Here is a 17,345-nt window from a genome sequence, read left to right as displayed (position 1 = left end):
GTGGTGTCTATATGTTAAATGATTTGAAAAAACTTATATCTAATGTTATAGATGACGATATTACTGCTTTGGCAGCTCAGCTTACTTATTATTTATTGCTATCTTTTTTTCCTTTTTTATTGCTACTACTTAGCATTTTAGGTTATAGTGATCTAAAAAGTACAGATGTGCTGGTATATCTAAGCAAAGTAGTGCCCAAAGGTGCTTTCGATTTAATTTACGATACAGTTATAACTGTGTTTGATAAAACAAGTGGAAATTTGGTTTCATTAAGTATAGTAGGTGTAATTTGGACTGGGTCCAGTGGTTTCAGAGCCATAATAAAAGGATTAAATAAAGCTTACGATGAGAAAGAAACAAGGCCTTACTTTCAAACTCTAATTATATCCATATTATTCATGCTAGGACTTGTGCTGGTTATTATAGGTGCAGTAGCCTTGGTAGTATTTGGGCAAATGATAGGTGGAATAATTGTAAGTCGATTGCATGTTTCTAGTAAGTTCCTATTAAATTGGGATATCATAAGATACGTAGTAACTCTAATTGGAATGGTATTCATATTTGCATCATTGTATCATTTTACTCCATGTAGAAGACTTACATGGAGAGAAGTAATGCCTGGAGCTACCTTTAGTACTTTAGGTTGGTTATTATCTTCTTTAGCATTTGCGTATTATGTGAATAATTTCAATAACTACTCTAGTGTGTATGGCGGTATTGGAGCAGTGATAGTGCTTATGTTGTGGCTTTATATTACTTCCATAATCATATTACTAGGGGGAGAGCTTAATGCTATGTTAGCATTTGAGAGGGAAGGCAAACAAAAACCGAAATGTAAGAAGTATTAAGTATAGAATTTCTCCTACGTGCTTTGCAACAGAGCTTTAAACTGGAAATTCCATTAACAAATTCTAATCTTTTGCTTATGTAAAATCCTCTAACACTCACACTCGCCGTCCTGGCAGGCTTACGAGGATTTTACATCAGCAAAAGGAGAATTTGTAAATGGAATTTCAATAGTTTCTGTGCCTCTATTGCAAGTCACTTCGGAGGCATTAATACTTGATGTGGAGCAGTAGGGGGAGCGAAATATATCTAAACAGGAAAGTTAATAATATATAAATATGAGAGTCATTACGGAGAAGGTGCATATAATTGTGCATATTATGTGGCATGGTAGAAAAATATAATGCAAAAAAGTCAGAGGGTAGAACCTTCTGGCTTTTTTTATGTGGCATTATAGAATGGGCATTATGCACTATATCCAATTTTATTTACAAACATTTAATATAATTAAACCAATTAGACTTGAAAGCAAAAAAAATGGTGAGGATTGGAAATATATTGTCGCAAAAATACAAATTAATATGAAATTAACCAAACTTAATAAAAAATTAACACATATTTTGTAGAATTATGGTATACTCAACACTATAATAAAAGAATGTCTTGTTTAACATATTTTTAAATTAGATGCATAAATAAAACAGAAAGATTGAGTTTATTACTTTGAAAATAAGAAAAATGTAATAATAAATCATATTCTGTAATTTAACTCAAAAAACATAGCATTTTATATAACACTGTGATGGTGTATATATTTTTAAAAAATGTTTTTACATAAAATAGAAATTTTAAATAATAATTTTAAAAATGTAAAATTAATCACTTTAATGTACGTTTCAATGTTTACAAATTAACTAAAGAAACGAATTTTATAATTGCATATTATAAAACAAGGAGGGAGTATAAATGCAAGAAACAAAGAGAGATTTAGAAGTTACACAGGTAGAGTTTGGAGAAAAGATTGAGAAAAACTTAGGATATTTTATAGTTAAGAGAATAATTGATATGATAGGTGCACTATGCGGGATTTTATTAACAAGCCCGGTTATGATTGTGGTGGCTATATGGATTAAGTTAGATTCAAAAGGACCTGTTTTTTTTGCTCAAAGTAGAGTGGGACAAGATGGTAGAAGGTTTCTAATGTATAAATTTAGATCTATGTGTCCAGACGCAGAAGGGCTTCTTAAAAAACTTGAGGATGATAATGAAATGTCAGGGCCTATGTTTAAGATAAAAGAAGATCCAAGAATAACTAAAATAGGAAAGTTTATAAGAAAGACAAGTATAGATGAGTTACCACAGCTTATTAATATATTAAAGGGTGAAATGTCATTAGTAGGACCAAGGCCAAGTTTACCTAAAGAAGTGGCAGAGTTTACTTCCTTTCAAAAACAAAGATTAGTTGCTAAACCGGGTCTCACTTGTTATTGGCAGGTTGGGGGTAGAAGTGATGTTAGTTTTGAAGAATGGATGGAAATGGACGTTGCTTATTTATTAGAGAGAAATACATTGGTAGATATAGTACTTATTTTTAAAACAGTGGGAGTGCTGTTTGGGGATGAGAAAGCTAGCTAAAATAATTGGGAATTAATTTAACAAATTAGTAAGGGGAGGAAATACATATGTTATGTGCGTTAATAATGGCCGGTGGAAAAGGAAGTAGATTTTGGCCTTTGTCCACGGAAGAAAAACCTAAACAGTTTCTGAAGCTTACAGGTGAAGATACTATGATTCAAATGAGTGTGAAGAGATTAGAAAATCTTATTCCCATAGAAAGAATATTTATAGTAACAGGCACTAGGTATGTGGATTTAGTTAAGGAGCAGTTACCTACTTTGCCACATAGAAATATTATTATGGAACCCGTAGGAAAGAATACAGCACCTTGTATTGCTCTTTCGGCTTTCCACATTAACAAGATATATGAGGATGCTACTATAGCGGTGCTTCCATCAGATCATCTTATACAAGATGAGGAGAATTTCCTTGAAGTATTAAATTCAGCTGATGAATTTGTGAGTGAAAATAGTGAAGCCATAGTGACTATTGGTATGAAACCAGATAGGCCAGAAGTAGGTTATGGCTACATAAATTATAGTCATATGAATTGCACAATAAATGGATGCGAAATTAGATATGTGAAAAAGTTTGTAGAGAAACCCGATTTACAAAGGGCTGAGGAGTATTTAAAAGATGGAAGATATCTTTGGAATGGCGGTATGTTTATTTGGAAGGCGGCCAACATTTTGAGACTTACTAGGCAGCATTTGGCAAACACTTTTGATGTGCTAAGTAAAATAGCAGCAACTAGTGAAGAAGATTATAGTAGGGTGCTGGAAGAGAAATATAATGATGTAGACAATATATCAGTGGATTTTGGAATTATGGAAAAAGTAGAAGATATATATGTTATTCCATCAGATTTTGGTTGGGATGATGTGGGAAGTTGGGAGTCCGTAGAAAGATATAGGGAGAAAGATAGCGACAACAATGTTTGTATGGGTAATGTACGAAACTTTGATTGTAGCAATAACATTATTATTAGTAATGGTAAACCTATAGTTATCGCAGGGCTTGCCGATATATTTGTTGTTGAAAATGAGGATATGATATTTGTTGGAAATAAAGATGAGATAGACAATATAAAAGAACTTAAAAGTAGAATTACTTAAAATCGAAATTTTAAAAATATGAAAATAAATTAAAAATACAATAGGTTATTTTGAAGAGGAGAATTTTATATGAAAAGAGCACTAATAACAGGTATAACAGGACAAGATGGATCTTATTTAACAGAATTATTATTAGAAAAAGGTTATGAGGTACACGGCATAATTAGGCGTGCTAGTTCTTTTAATACAAAACGAATAGATCATTTGTTTGAGGATCCAAAGATAGGGAATGTAACATTATTTCTTCATCACGGAGATTTAACAGATTCAAGTAATTTAAATAGAATAATAGAAAAAGTTAGACCGGATGAAATATATAATTTGGGAGCTCAAAGTCACGTTCAGGTATCCTTTGAGGTGCCAGAGTATACTGCAGAAACGGATGGTATAGGAACACTCAGAATTTTGGATGCTATAAAAGAAAGCGGACTAAAATGTAAATTTTATCAGGCTTCTACTTCAGAACTTTTCGGTGGACTGCCAGGTACTGCACCACAAAGTGAGAAAACACCTTTTTATCCAAAGAGTCCTTATGGAGTAGCAAAGTTATACTCTTATTGGATGACTGTAAACTATAGAGAAGCTTATGATTTATTTGCTTGTAATGGAATATTATTTAATCATGAATCTCCTAGACGTGGAGAAACCTTTGTTACTAGAAAAGTAACAAGAGCAGTGGCGAATATTGTGGCCGGGAAACAAGAAAGACTATCTCTTGGTAATATGGATGCAAAAAGAGATTGGGGCTTTGCAGGAGACTATGTAGAGGCTATGTGGTTACTACTTCAACAAGATAAACCACAAGATGTTGTTATAGCTACTAATGAAACTCACACTGTTCGTGAATTTGTAGAATTATCATTTAAAGAAATTGGCATAGATATAGAGTGGGAAGGTACAGGAGTAGATGAAAAAGGTCGCGACAAAAGGACTGGAGAGATATTAGTCGATATAAATCCTAAATACTTCAGACTAGCTGAGGTTGAATTACTTTGGGGAGACTGCACTAAGGCTGAAACAGAACTTAATTGGGAGAGAAAAGTTAGTTTTAAAGATTTAGTTAAGATGATGGTAGATTCTGATATGAAACAACTTGCTGGAATTAGTTCAGATGAATATATGGCGAGGGTAGAAGCTGCAGTTAGCCTATAATATATTTTAAAATATGTGTGGAAGAAGTGTTGTTATGAATAAGAATAGTAAAATTTATGTAGCTGGAAGTCACGGACTAGTAGGCTCAGCTATAGTTAGAAACTTAAAAGCAAAAGGATATACAAATATCTTAGAAAAAAACCATAGAGAGTTAGATTTAATGGATCAATTAGCGGTTAGAAGTTTTTTCGAAGCTGAAAAACCAGCTTATGTGGTTTTAGCTGCGGCGAAAGTTGGTGGAATCGGAGCTAATAAAGCTTATCCAGCTGATTTTATATATGAAAATATGGAAATACAAAATAATGTTATCAAGGCAGCACATGACTTCAAGGTTACTAAGCTTTTGTTTTTAGGAAGCTCTTGTATATATCCAAAAATGTGTCCTCAACCAATTAAAGAGGAATATTTACTTTCAGGATATCTTGAACCAACAAATGAAGGCTATGCTATAGCTAAAATTTCAGGACTTAAGATGTGCCAGTTTTTCAAAAGAGAATATGGCGATAATTTTATAAGCTGTATGCCAACTAATCTTTATGGACCTAATGATAATTATGATTTGAATAATTCTCATGTTATGCCTGCACTTATTAGAAAGTTTCATGAGGCTGTGGTTAATAATGAACCATCAGTTGAAGTATGGGGATCAGGTAAACCACTTCGAGAGTTTTTATATGTAGATGATATGGCTGATGCTTGTGTGTTCCTTCTAGAAAATTACGATGGTGAAGAGCATGTAAATGTGGGTACCGGAAAAGAACTTACTATAGGTCAATTGGCAGAGATGGTTAAAAAAGTTGTTGGGTTTAAAGGTGAGTTAAAGTTTAATACTGAAAAGCCAGATGGCACTATGAGAAAATTACTAGATGTAAGCAAGCTTGAAGCTACAGGCTGGAAGTATAAAGTTGAGCTAGAAGATGGAGTTAAGATGGCCTACAAGTGGTTCCAGGAAAATTATAAAAATTAAGAGAAAGTCATATGTTTTAAGAAAATTATGCAAGTTAAAATAAAATTATATATGTTACAAGAAAATTATGTAGGTTAGGAGAAAAAATGCTTAAATTTAAAAGTAATTACTTTAAAGTGTTTATGAAATTTAATAAGGTTCAATATGGAGAACATTTAAATTTGATTGGATTGCCTGTTATTTTTAAGCAGAAAAAAGCAGAGCTAACCATAGGAAATGATTGCCTTATAAAAAGTGATTTTCTATCTAATTTAGTTGGATTATATCAAAGAACAATAATTGTGGCTAGAGAAGAAGGAAAGATACACATCGGAAGCAATGTGGGAATTTCCGGGGCTACAATTTATTCTAAGGTATCTATAGAAATAGGAAATTATACTAATATAGGTGGAAATGTTAAAATATTAGACCATGATTTTCACCCTATTGATGCAGAGGCTAGAAAAATGAATAACATGGCTATGGTAGGTAAAAAACCTATTATCATTGGTGAAAATGTTTTTGTAGGCTGCAATTCAATTATACTAAAAGGAACTGAAATTGGTGATAACTCGGTGGTTGGGGCTGGAAGCGTAGTAAGTGGTAAATTTCCAGCGAATGTTGTTATTGCAGGTAATCCTGCTAGAATTATTAAAAGATTAGAGAGTAATCAAGAGTCAAACATGTTTTAAAAAGGAGCAAATTATACTATGAAAAGAAAACTATTGGTATATGCACATTATTTTTATCCGGATGTAGCATCTACTGGGCAAATATTAACAGAATTGTGTGAAGGCCTTCAGGAAGAGTTTGATATAACCGTAATTTGTGTTGTACCTAGCTATGATGGTAAGGTGGAAAGCAGATATAAAAGAAAAAGAATACATAGAGAAGATTACAAGGGTATGCATCTTTTAAGGGTGAGGGTACCTGAGTTCCAAAAGAAAAATAAAATCAGTAGAGTGAAAAATATCTTAGCGTATTTTTTCAATGCAATTATTGCTACTTTTAGTGCAGGAAAACAAGATGTGGTTTTTAGTATATCTCAACCACCAATTTTAGGTGGAGTTCTAGGAGTCATAGGTAAGAAGCTAAAAAGAGCTAAATATATATATAACATTCAAGATTTTAATCCAGAGCAAACAGAGGCGGTAGGTTATTCTAAAAGCAGATTCATATTGAATTTTGCAAGGGGCCTCGATAAATACAGTTGTAAAAAAGCTGATACTGTTGTGATAGTGGGAAGAGATATGAAGAGAACACTAGAAACTAGATTTCAGGGACAGGATGTTCCTAGCAATATTGTGATAAACAACTGGATAGATGAAAAACAGATATATCCACTGCCAGCTGAAAATCCTCAGATTGTGTCTTTTAAAGAGCAATATGAATTAAATGATAAGTTTGTATTTATGTGTTCAGGTAATATTGGCCTTTATTATGATTTAGAAAATATTATTAAAGTTATTGGTGAGTTTAAACATGAAGAGGATGTTGTTTTTGCCTTTGTTGGTGACGGTATTATGAAACAGACACTAGTTGATTATGTGCAGGAAAACGGCTTAGATAATGTTAAGTTCATACCATATCAGGATAAGGAAGATTTAATTTATTCGCTTAATGCAGCAGATGCACATTTAGTTACTAATGCGAAGGGTATAAAAGGAATTTCTGTACCTAGTAAGATTTATGGAGTAATGGCATCAGGTAAATCAGTTTTAGGAGTCTTAGAAGAAGGATCAGAAGCAAGACTTTTAATTGAAAATAGTAATTGTGGAAAATGTGTATGCCCAGGTGATTATGCAAGCATTAAATCTACAATAGCTGAAATCATTAAAAACAAGGCAAGTTTTAAGAAAATGGGTGCACAGGGTAGAAAAACTATAGAAGATAAACTTAAAAAAGATACTTCAATTGATAGATATGCAGAGATGCTGAATCTTAAATAGCACATGTTTAGTAATATATAATTGCTAAGCACTATCTAGATAGTAAACAATAGATAAATATTAATCAATAGAAAAAATTAAAAAATAAATAACTAATGTTAAATAATAAATAGTAGGTGATCATTATTAAAAAGAAAATATGTTTTATAGCACAGTTTCCACCTCCAATACATGGATTATCTAAGGCTGTGGATACCTTATATAATTCAGAACTTGCAGAAAAATATGAATTTAGCAATGTGGATATTACAAATAATAAACGCATAATTTCGAATATTTTTAAGATTATTAAAGATAATGCTGATTTATATTATTTAACTATTTCTCAGACTACAGGGGGAAATATAAGAGATTTGATAATTATTAAGCTTTTACTTATGAAGAGGAAAAAGATATTAGTTCATTTACATGGTGGCTATTATAGAACTATGGTGGATAAGGATTGTAAGGGTATTATTAAGAAAATTAACTTAAAGCTTTTCAGCAAACTTAGTGGAGCTATAGTGCTTGGGAATTCTCTTAAACATATGTTTAAAGGTATTGTGGCAAAGGATAAAATAAAGGTTGTAGAAAATTGTGTTGATGAACAGTACTTAATCAGTGTGGATAAATTTGATTTAAAAATGAAGAATTTAGATAATAAAGAAAAGCTAGATATAGTTTATTTGAGTAATTTTATTGAGAGTAAAGGGTACAAAGACATGTTACAAGTAGCCAAGATATGCAAGGATAATAATGTGGAAAGATTTAATTTTGTTTTTGCAGGCAAGTTTTATAATGAGGAAGATAAAAAGCGGTTTACTGAATACGTAAATACAAATAGTCTACAAGATATTATTGATTATAGAGGTATAGTTCAAGGGGATGAAAAGTTAGATATGTTACAGCAAGGTGATATATTTATGCTTTTAACTAGATATCCCAAAGAAGGTCAGCCTATATCAATAATAGAGGGCATGGCAAATGGAATGTCTATTATAACCACAGATTATGCTGGTATACCAGACTTAATAGAGCAAAAGGAAAATGGTTATTTTGTTGATTATGAAAACCATGAGGACATATACAAATTATTATTGTCTATTGAGGAAAATAGGGATGAGCAGAAAAGAGTAATTTTAAATAATAGAAAAAAAGTTTTAAATATGTTTACGCAGAAAAAGTATATAAATAAAATGGATAGTGTGTTTCATGAAGTATTGGATTGTTAAAGCCGATTTAATATCTATTATACCTCTTTTATTAAGATCACAAGTCCTAGATTAAAGTTAATTTATTAAAATGAGAAAAGGTATGTGAAGGAGCGGTATTAATGGAGTTATTATTTAAATTAGCAGTATTTTTTATCCCATTCGACAATCTATTTTTTGCACCATCTAGAGGGTGGGCAACTATTTCTCCAATATTATTTGCATTCTATGCAATAACTAATATTAAAGAATTAACGCAAAGTATTAAGGCAAATTCAAAGTATGTTTTTTTGATTGTTATAATAGCAATCTATTCCTCTACATTATACCTATTTTACAAACCTGATATGGCCAATACAATTGATGGTATAGTCACTATATCATTTGGAGTTTTACTTTATTTGGCACTACATATTAGATATGTAATTAAAGAAAAAGATATAAAAAAAGATGTTAAGATTCTAATTTTTGCATATAGTTTGTCTTTTTTATATGGGCTAGTAAAGTTTGCAGCCTTAAAGGGTGGAGTAGGGTTTGTATTATCTGCATTTGAACTTCTAGAAAAAAGATATTACAGTAGACTTGCATTTTCCTTTACTGAACCATCGTTTATTTCCTTACATATAGCTGGTGTAATGTACTTAGTATGTATATCAATTAAAGATAAATTGCTGAAAAAGAAGTTAATTATATTAATCTCATTGTTTTGTGCACTAACATTAATCTCTGGAGATAGTGCTAGATTTTTAGTGGATTTTGCAATTATTCTTGCACTTGTAGTTGCAAAATTTCTAGTCCAGAAAAAGATAAAGTTCTCTAAAAAAATGATAGTTTTTATTTTGATTATTTTTATATCTGGTGGCCTAGCACTTCAAATACAAGGGAATACCAGGGTTACTAAGATGTTAAACGGAGATACCTATACTGATATGATATATAGTGATCCGTCACTAGCGGCCAGGTATTTTAGAATAAATAGTTCTATAAAGGGCTATGAGAATGAGCCCATGAAAGCACTATTCGGTGCAGGACTTGGGAACTCTTATTATTTTCTGCAATATGGGTTTATTGATGCCTTAGAGGAATATGATAATCCTTACACAAGTGAGGTTGCGGTCCTGAGTAATTCAAAGGAAAATCAGTTATTTTGCATGCCTATAAGGCTAATAAGTGAGATAGGGGTATTATGGTTTATAGCTATTATGTTACTTATATTTTCGAAGGTAATCAAAAACAAGGAAAATATTTTTGATTTGCTAATTATATTGTATTTATATGTACAATTTGATAGTTATGCTTTTTACACATTCCCACTTTATTTATTTATAATAGATTACAAGGCGCGAAAAAGGCGATTAGCAGAGAAAGATCAAAGCAATACAAGTAATGGAGGTCCATATGGAGAATTTATCGGAAATTAAGGTCAGCATAATAATACCTGTCTATAATGTAGAGGATTATATTGAAAAATGTCTATCTAGTGCTGTGGGTCAAACACTTATAGGGATTGAAATCATCGTTGTTAATGATGGGTCCACAGATGAGAGCATGAAAATAGTAGATATTTTTGAAAATAGACATTCAAATATTCGCGTTATAAATCAGGAAAATGGAGGACTTAGCTTCGCAAGAAACAGCGGAATAACAATTGCTAGAGGTAAATATATTGCTTTTATTGATAGTGATGATTATATAGATGAAACAATGATAAAAACCATGTATAACAGTGCAGAAGATGGAAAACTGGATCTCGTAGCATGTAATTTAACAAAGGTGGATGATACCGGAAAAGTAATTGGTGAAGAGAAGAATGCTATAGATTGTAATTGTACTTATGATAAAGTTGAGGGTACACGTGAATACTTGTTAAATAATATTCCCTCTTATGCCTGGAATAAGCTATATCGTAGAACCTTATTCATTGATAATAAAATTAGCTATCCGGTGGGACGTCTTTATGAAGATATTGGAACAACCTTTGAACTGTTATTTAATGCACATAGAATAGGCTTTATAAATGAATCTCTCTATTTCTATGTTCAACGGGAGGGTGCTATAACTAAAGTGCCTACTTACAAGGCTGGTGGAGATATAATAAATACAGTTGACGAAATTAAAAGTACTTTAAGTAAAAGTGAAATTTATTACAAATATGATGAGGCTTTTAAAGTATTTAGCTTGAAATATTTATTTTTAGCTAATGTGTTATTTTATAAAAGATATTCTATAACAAAAGATAAGAATGAGCTTGAGTGTTTTAAGAATTTAAGCCGTGTTCGGATAGAAGATTTAAATCACGATTCCATTATGCAAGGTAAGTGGTTTAGCTTGAGAGATAAGATAAATTATATGCTTATGAAAACAGGAACTATATATTTAGCAATCACAATAAAGGAAACTCTACTTAAAGTTGAAAGAAAGCTTTGGAGCCTTAGGGGGAAGAGTAAATGAAATTAAGTATTATTATTCCCACATATAATGTAGAAAAACATATAAGAACCACCATTAATTCACTAATTGTTCAATCAGAAAAAAAGTTTGAAATAATTATAGTGGATGATGGCTCCACAGATAATACAATAGAAATCGTATCTTCTATAATAAGAGAAAGTAAGCTGAGTAATTGCGAATTAATAACAAAAGTAAATGGTGGCGTAAGCTCAGCTAGAAATGTTGGAATCCGAAAAGCCAGTGGTAAATACATAATGTTTTTAGATGGAGACGACTATGTAGCTAAGAATTTGGTGCAGTGTATATATGAAAAAATTGCTTATAGTGATAGGGATATCATATGTTTTGGATGCGACATAGTGGATGAAAATAAGGCCATTATAAAAAATTACTTTGATATATTTGAAAAAGGTCAGGGCGAGATGACAGGAATTGACGCATTAAATAATATAATTAACCACAAGAATATGTGGATTTATACAGGCAGTGCAGTTTATAGAAATGAGTTTTTAACTCAGCGGGGTATAAATTATACGCAGGGTTGTGTAAATGGAGAAGATCAAGAATTTACAATTAAAGCACTAGCGTGGGCAAAAGACATAATTTTTATTGATAGTGTGCTTTGTTATTATGTACAGAGAGAAACATCAATATCTAATAGTTATAATATAAAACGCTTTGATACAATAGCTGCCCTAACAAGAACTTACAAGTATCTTGAAAATATAGGTAGTGCTGAACTGACCACAATAGCTAAAAAAATAAAGAACCAGCATATTGTGGACAACTATATATATAATTTTGACTGCTGCTTAGATTATATATATAAAACCTGCGAACTGAGTAAAGAGAGTTTTAAAAACTTATATGCAGAGATTGAGGGCGCTTATCCCTTGTCTAGTAAGGAAGTAATTTCTAGTATGAGAAATTATAAGGGAAAGAACATTAAAATATTATTTAAGGTTAAAATGTTTTTAAACTCACCCGCATTGTACATTTGGATATTTAGTTTGAAGAACAAAATAAAAGTAATGAGAAGAGGTAATATATGAATATATATGTGTACAATTGTCCTAATACGTATAATTATGGATCTATGATGATGGGGGAAAATTTCATAAGCTCCTTTAATAAAATAACAGGTGATAAAAATAAATATTACGTGGAAACTGATGATTCAATAAATGTAGAAAGATTAAAAGAGGCTACAGGAATTGGTGAAATTTATGCGGTGGAGCAGAACTGCCTTTTCAAACCTGAAACCACAAAAAAAGATTATATTCTTGGTTATCTAAGATTAAAAAAGATAATTTCGGATTTTATTAATACTATAGATTTAGTGGTTATTTTAGGTGGGGATGACTTTACTGAAGATTACGGCTGGAAAAGACCTATTGTTAATGGAATAAAATTTAATATGTTAAAAAGAGAAGGGCTTAAAGTTGTAATGCTTGGTCAAACTATGGGACCTTATAAGTCGTTTAGAAAGCCAGTAATGAAATATCTTTTAAGTAAAATAGATAAAATATATCCAAGAGATCCAATTACATATAATTATTTACAGGGAATGGGACTTTCAAACATAGATATTACAGATGATTTAGCACTACTCACTCTTTCAAAGCAAGAAAAAAAGGAAAGAACTAAGCAGTACATAACTTATTGTCCTAGCGAACTAATATATAGATTTTCAAAGGAAGGCAATAGGCAAGATTGGATAGATTTTAATTTATTTATGATAGATAAGCTTATGAGTGATTATCCTACAAAAAAAGTAGTGCTACTTCCTCATGTTACTAGACCAGAAGCTGTAGACGATAGTATTATTGCAAATGAGCTTTATGCACTAGTCAAAGATAAATATGGAGATAGAATTATTGTAGAAAAAAACGAGATGTATCCATACCAGGTAAGAAACTATATACAACAATCGCTATTTACTATTTCAAGTAGAATGCATCCCGTGGTTTCTTCTATACAATGTGAAATACCAGCTATAGCACTATCTTATAGTTCTAAGTATTGGGGTATTATTGGGGAAAGATATGGCCTCGGGGAATATATAATAGATGTTAGAGATTTAACTTATGATGAAATGAGAACAAAATTTACTGAGCTTCTAGGTAATATTGATTTAGAATACGAGGTAATACAGGAAAAAATGCACCATAAAAATATATTAGCAAATGAAACTATTAACAAAACACTCCTAGAAATAGCAAGAGCTAGTTTTTAGAATTATAAATAATAGCCCATAAATAATAAATAGAAAGTAATTTTTAATAAAAATAAAAATAAAGATGTTAAATTTATTAGAAAAATTGAGGTAGATAGATTTGGTAAATAATCAACGAAGAGCAGGAATAGTTTTATCCTATATATCAATGTTTCTTAGTATAGCAATAGGTCTTATATACGTACCAATGCTATTACATTTTTTAGGCAAAGAGCAGTATGGTCTATACCAGCTAATGGGATCTCTCATTGCTTATATGGCAGTTATGGACTTTGGCCTAGCTAATACCATAACAAGATATTATTCAAGGTATCTTGCCTTAAAAGATGAAGAAAATCAATCTAATGTTTTAGCTATATCATCTATTATATATGGTGTCATAACAGTGATTGTATTAATCGCAGGTGTTATTATATATTTTAAGTTAGGTGATATATTTAAAAACTCCTTAACAGTAGAGGAGCTTGCAAAAGCCAAACAAATATATATTATACAAATGGTAAATATAGTTATAACAATTCCATCAAATATATTTACCGCAGTTATAAATTCTCATGAAAGGTTTATATTTATTAGAGGACTTTCAATCCTTCAAACCGTACTTCAGCCTTTTGTTGTAATTGCAGTTATGTATTATAAAGCAGATGTAATTGGCCTTGTTATAGTAATATCAGTATTTAATATTGGGACAATCCTTGTTAAAATTTACTATGCAATGTTTAAGATAAGGGCTAAAATTAAATTATATTGCTGGAATAAAGTTCTTGTAAAAGAAATGACCGTATTTTCATTCTTTATTTTCTTGAATATGGTTATAGATCAGATTTATTTTAAAACAGATCAGATAATTCTAGGAATAGTTGCTGGAACCTCAGTTGTAGCGGTATATTCTATAGCATCACAATTAGATCAGTATTACATAAACTTTTCATCCTCTGTTAATAGTGTATTCTTGCCAAGGATAGCGGCTATTACGGCTATTACAGATGATATGACTGAGATAAATGGCATGTTTAATAAAGTAGGTAGAATACAGTATGCAATTATGGCCATGCTACTTTCAGGATTTATAATGTATGGAAAAAGTTTTATAGTGTTTTGGGCGGGTCCAGATTTTAGTAATGCTTATTATATGTCCTTAATAGTTATGATTCCACTACTCGTACCCTTAATTCAAAGTATGGGAATTGTAATTATACAAGCGAAAAACAAGCATGCCTTTCGTTCCAAAATGTATTTTGGTATTGCATTATTAAATATTGCACTATCAATACCTCTAGCAAAACGGTACGGAGGAATTGGATGTGCTATTGGTACAGCTATAGGACTTATTATTGGTAACTGGTTTGTGATAAACATTTATTATCATAAGGTAATCGGAATTGATATTATAGATTTTGGAAAAGAAATCTTATCAATGACACCTCCAGTAGCAATAGTTATGGGGATTGGAATAATGATAAACCATTTTATACCCACATCAAACCTTGTAATACTTGGTATAAAAATGATTGCTTACGTAGGTGCTTACTCCACACTAATGTGGTTTATGGGTCTTAACACTTATGAGAAAGACATATTTGCTGGTATGTTTAATAAAATTAACAAGAGAAGGAAACGCATATGATTAATATTATTGATAAAAAAAAATGCTCAGGCTGCAAGGCCTGTTATAATATATGTCCCAGAAGCTGCATTGAAATGATCGTGGATAGTGAAGGATTTTGGTATCCTAAAGTTAATGAATCAAGCTGCGTGGACTGTGGATTATGTGAAACAGTTTGTCCTGAAATTAATATATATTCTAAGAAGCGTGCCTATGAGATTCCTACTTGCTATGCCGCCTGGAACAAGGATGAAAATAGTCGTAAAAATAGTTCCTCAGGTGGAGTATTTACAAGTATAGCCCAGTGGATAATATCAAATGGGGGAGTAGTATTTGGCGCAGGCTACGATGAAACCCTGAAGGTTATTCATAGTGAGGTTCATACCAATGAAGAGCTAGCAGCATTAAGAGGCTCAAAATATGTGCAAAGTGACATCAATGATACCTATAACAGCGCAAAAAAATACCTGGAGGCTGGAAAAAAAGTATTGTTTACAGGAACCCCTTGTCAAATAGCAGGGTTATATAATTTTATTAGTAAGGATTATGCGCAGTTGTATACTTGTGATATAGTTTGTCATGGAGTACCATCGCCCCTGGTATTTAAAAAATATAAAAATAATATGGAAAAATTACATGATTCAAAAATCAAGTCCATAAATTTTAGAAATAAAAAACAAGGTTGGAAAAGCTACTGTGTGGCTATAGAATTTCAAAATGATAGGAAGTACAGTAAAACCTTTGTAAATGATGTATACATGAAGGGATTCCTAAGAAATTATTATTTAAGACCTTCTTGCTATAGTTGTTCTTATGCAAAAATTAATAGGGCAAGCGATGTAACCCTAGGAGACTTTTGGGGTATAGCCAGCAAATACCCAGAGCTTGATGATGATTGTGGAACGTCACTTTTATTAATCAATAGTGACAAAGGGAAAACTATGTTAGATGCTTGCATAGGCAGTATTGTCTTTAAAGAATGCGATTTAGATCATGCTATAAAAGGAAATCCTTCTATTATAAGTTCTGTAAAAGTGCCGAGGGGAAGAGAAAAGTTTTTTAAAGACTTAAATAGTAGTGATTTTGATTTTGTTATTAAAAGATATATGAGCTCGCCAACTTGGATGCAGAGAAAAATTATATTTAGCAAAAGAGTATTCAGATTTATCAAAAGAAAAATGGGGTGTGAATTATAGATGAAAAAATAGTGAAAACCGAAACCAAGGACAACTATTTTGAGGCTATAAGAGGTATTTGTATAATACTTGTTGTGCTGATTCACATTCAAAATGGCAGTGCTTATAAAGAATTAGTGGCATACCCCTTCAATCGTAGTTTTTGGTTGATATTAAGGCAATTTATCAATTTTCCTGTGGCTGTGTTTGTATTTCTAACAGCATATTTTACCAATATTACAAAAGTAAATGACAAGCCAAAAGTCTATTTTACAAGTAGAGGTAAACGTCTATTAATTCCTTTTCTGGTTTGGTCCATATTTTACTCTGCTATAACTATAGCCAAAGTAGGCCTTAAGGGGAGTATTTTGAAAGTCCTCATTAAAATAATGGTAGGACAAGCAGCAGCTCCACTTTATTATATTGTGGTGCTTATGCAATTAGTATTAATTACACCAATACTAATAAAATGTGTAAGTAATAAATACTTGAATTTAATGACCTTTTGTATTACACCAATTTATTTAGTTATGGTATACGTTTATACTTACCTTACAAAACAACAACTGCCACTTTATGGCACGATTTTTCCTGCATGGCTTATATTTTATTACTTAGGCTTGTATATAAAAATAAATGGATTTGCATCTCCTAAAAAAGAGAAGGCATCATCTCATGCCATACTTTTAGTTTTAGGAGCCTTAGTATTAAGCTTGATTGAAGGCTACATTCTGCTTCACTCAGAAATGACCATGGCATTTGCCAGTAGTCAAATTAAAGCTTCCTCATTTATATATGCCCTATCAATAATAAATCTAATTTTAGTGTTAAAAGCTAAAGATGTTAAAATTAAAGAAGGTTTTATAAAAAAAGATGGCATTATAACAAAAATCGGAAATTACTCCTATGGAATTTTCTATGTACACCTGTTCTGGCTTGTAATCATTGAAAAACTAACAGAACACATACCATATATTCATAGCATATTACCGATTTATGAACTAATTCAAATATCAATAACCTTAGCACTAAGTATTTTAACCATAATAGCAACAAGAAAAATTATTGGAAAAAAACAAGCCAGCAAATATTTTGGTTTTTAATAAAATTTAAACTATAAAA

At 31.3% G+C, this 17,345-nt stretch carries 15 protein-coding genes; all 15 read left to right on the top strand.

The genetic code is table 11. The annotated features are described in order from the left end of the window. The first annotated feature begins 11 nt into the window (after positions 1–11). The 15 genes from KPL51_RS02490 to KPL51_RS02420 all read left to right on the top strand — a co-directional run bounded on the left by KPL51_RS02490 (position 12) and on the right by KPL51_RS02420 (position 17,326). Positions 12–848: a YihY/virulence factor BrkB family protein gene (locus KPL51_RS02490; protein ID WP_216156867.1), complete on the top strand. Its 837-nt coding sequence runs from the start codon at positions 12–14 to the stop codon at positions 846–848. Between the two features lie 904 nt (positions 849–1,752). After that, positions 1,753–2,421, top strand: a complete 669-nt coding sequence (locus KPL51_RS02485; RefSeq protein ID WP_216156865.1) for a sugar transferase — start codon at positions 1,753–1,755, stop codon at positions 2,419–2,421. A gap of 47 nt (positions 2,422–2,468) precedes the next feature. Further along, positions 2,469–3,518: a mannose-1-phosphate guanylyltransferase gene (locus tag KPL51_RS02480; protein ID WP_216156862.1), complete on the top strand. Its 1,050-nt coding sequence runs from the start codon at positions 2,469–2,471 to the stop codon at positions 3,516–3,518. 69 nt (positions 3,519–3,587) lie between these two features. After that, entirely contained in the window at positions 3,588–4,670 is a 1,083-nt protein-coding gene (gene gmd, locus KPL51_RS02475; protein ID WP_216156859.1) for a GDP-mannose 4,6-dehydratase, read from the top strand. Between the two features lie 34 nt (positions 4,671–4,704). Continuing rightward, a complete protein-coding gene (locus tag KPL51_RS02470; RefSeq protein WP_216156856.1) occupies positions 4,705–5,637 on the top strand; it encodes a GDP-L-fucose synthase family protein in 933 nt (310 codons plus the stop codon). An 86-nt stretch (positions 5,638–5,723) separates the two neighbouring features. Next, entirely contained in the window at positions 5,724–6,308 is a 585-nt protein-coding gene (locus KPL51_RS02465; RefSeq protein ID WP_216156853.1) for an acyltransferase, read from the top strand. An 18-nt stretch (positions 6,309–6,326) separates the two neighbouring features. Beyond that, positions 6,327–7,565, top strand: coding sequence for a glycosyltransferase family 4 protein (locus KPL51_RS02460; RefSeq protein WP_216156850.1), 1,239 nt, complete (start codon positions 6,327–6,329; stop codon positions 7,563–7,565). 188 nt (positions 7,566–7,753) lie between these two features. Next, complete coding sequence (locus KPL51_RS24235; protein ID WP_216156847.1) at positions 7,754–8,776, top strand: glycosyltransferase family 4 protein; 1,023 nt, start codon at positions 7,754–7,756, stop codon at positions 8,774–8,776. Between the two features lie 101 nt (positions 8,777–8,877). Beyond that, complete coding sequence (locus KPL51_RS02450; protein ID WP_216156844.1) at positions 8,878–10,176, top strand: hypothetical protein; 1,299 nt, start codon at positions 8,878–8,880, stop codon at positions 10,174–10,176. After that, entirely contained in the window at positions 10,154–11,206 is a 1,053-nt protein-coding gene (locus tag KPL51_RS02445) for a glycosyltransferase (protein ID WP_216156841.1), read from the top strand. Before KPL51_RS02450 ends, KPL51_RS02445 begins: the two co-directional genes overlap by 23 nt. Further along, positions 11,203–12,258 (top strand): glycosyltransferase family 2 protein, encoded by a 1,056-nt coding sequence (locus tag KPL51_RS02440; RefSeq protein ID WP_216156837.1) that lies wholly within the window; start codon positions 11,203–11,205, stop codon positions 12,256–12,258. The genes KPL51_RS02445 and KPL51_RS02440 overlap by 4 nt, the downstream gene beginning before the upstream one ends. After that, positions 12,255–13,442 (top strand): polysaccharide pyruvyl transferase family protein, encoded by a 1,188-nt coding sequence (locus tag KPL51_RS02435; protein WP_216156834.1) that lies wholly within the window; start codon positions 12,255–12,257, stop codon positions 13,440–13,442. Before KPL51_RS02440 ends, KPL51_RS02435 begins: the two co-directional genes overlap by 4 nt. 100 nt (positions 13,443–13,542) lie before the next feature. Next, positions 13,543–15,069, top strand: a complete 1,527-nt coding sequence (locus KPL51_RS02430; RefSeq protein ID WP_216156831.1) for a lipopolysaccharide biosynthesis protein — start codon at positions 13,543–13,545, stop codon at positions 15,067–15,069. Further along, a complete protein-coding gene (locus tag KPL51_RS02425) occupies positions 15,066–16,244 on the top strand; it encodes a Coenzyme F420 hydrogenase/dehydrogenase, beta subunit C-terminal domain (RefSeq protein WP_216156828.1) in 1,179 nt (392 codons plus the stop codon). The genes KPL51_RS02430 and KPL51_RS02425 overlap by 4 nt, the downstream gene beginning before the upstream one ends. An 11-nt stretch (positions 16,245–16,255) precedes the next feature. Next, positions 16,256–17,326 carry an acyltransferase gene (locus KPL51_RS02420; protein ID WP_216156825.1) on the top strand — a complete coding sequence of 357 codons (1,071 nt, stop codon included), beginning with the start codon at positions 16,256–16,258 and terminating at the stop codon, positions 17,324–17,326. Positions 17,327–17,345: the final 19 nt, after the last annotated feature.

The sequence above is a fragment of the Clostridium bowmanii genome (assembly GCF_018861315.1).
GTDB classification, from domain to species: Bacteria; Bacillota; Clostridia; order Clostridiales; family Clostridiaceae; genus Clostridium_AD; species Clostridium_AD bowmanii.
Note: the sequence above shows the minus strand (reverse complement) of the source record. Positions and strands in the feature narration are given on the sequence as shown.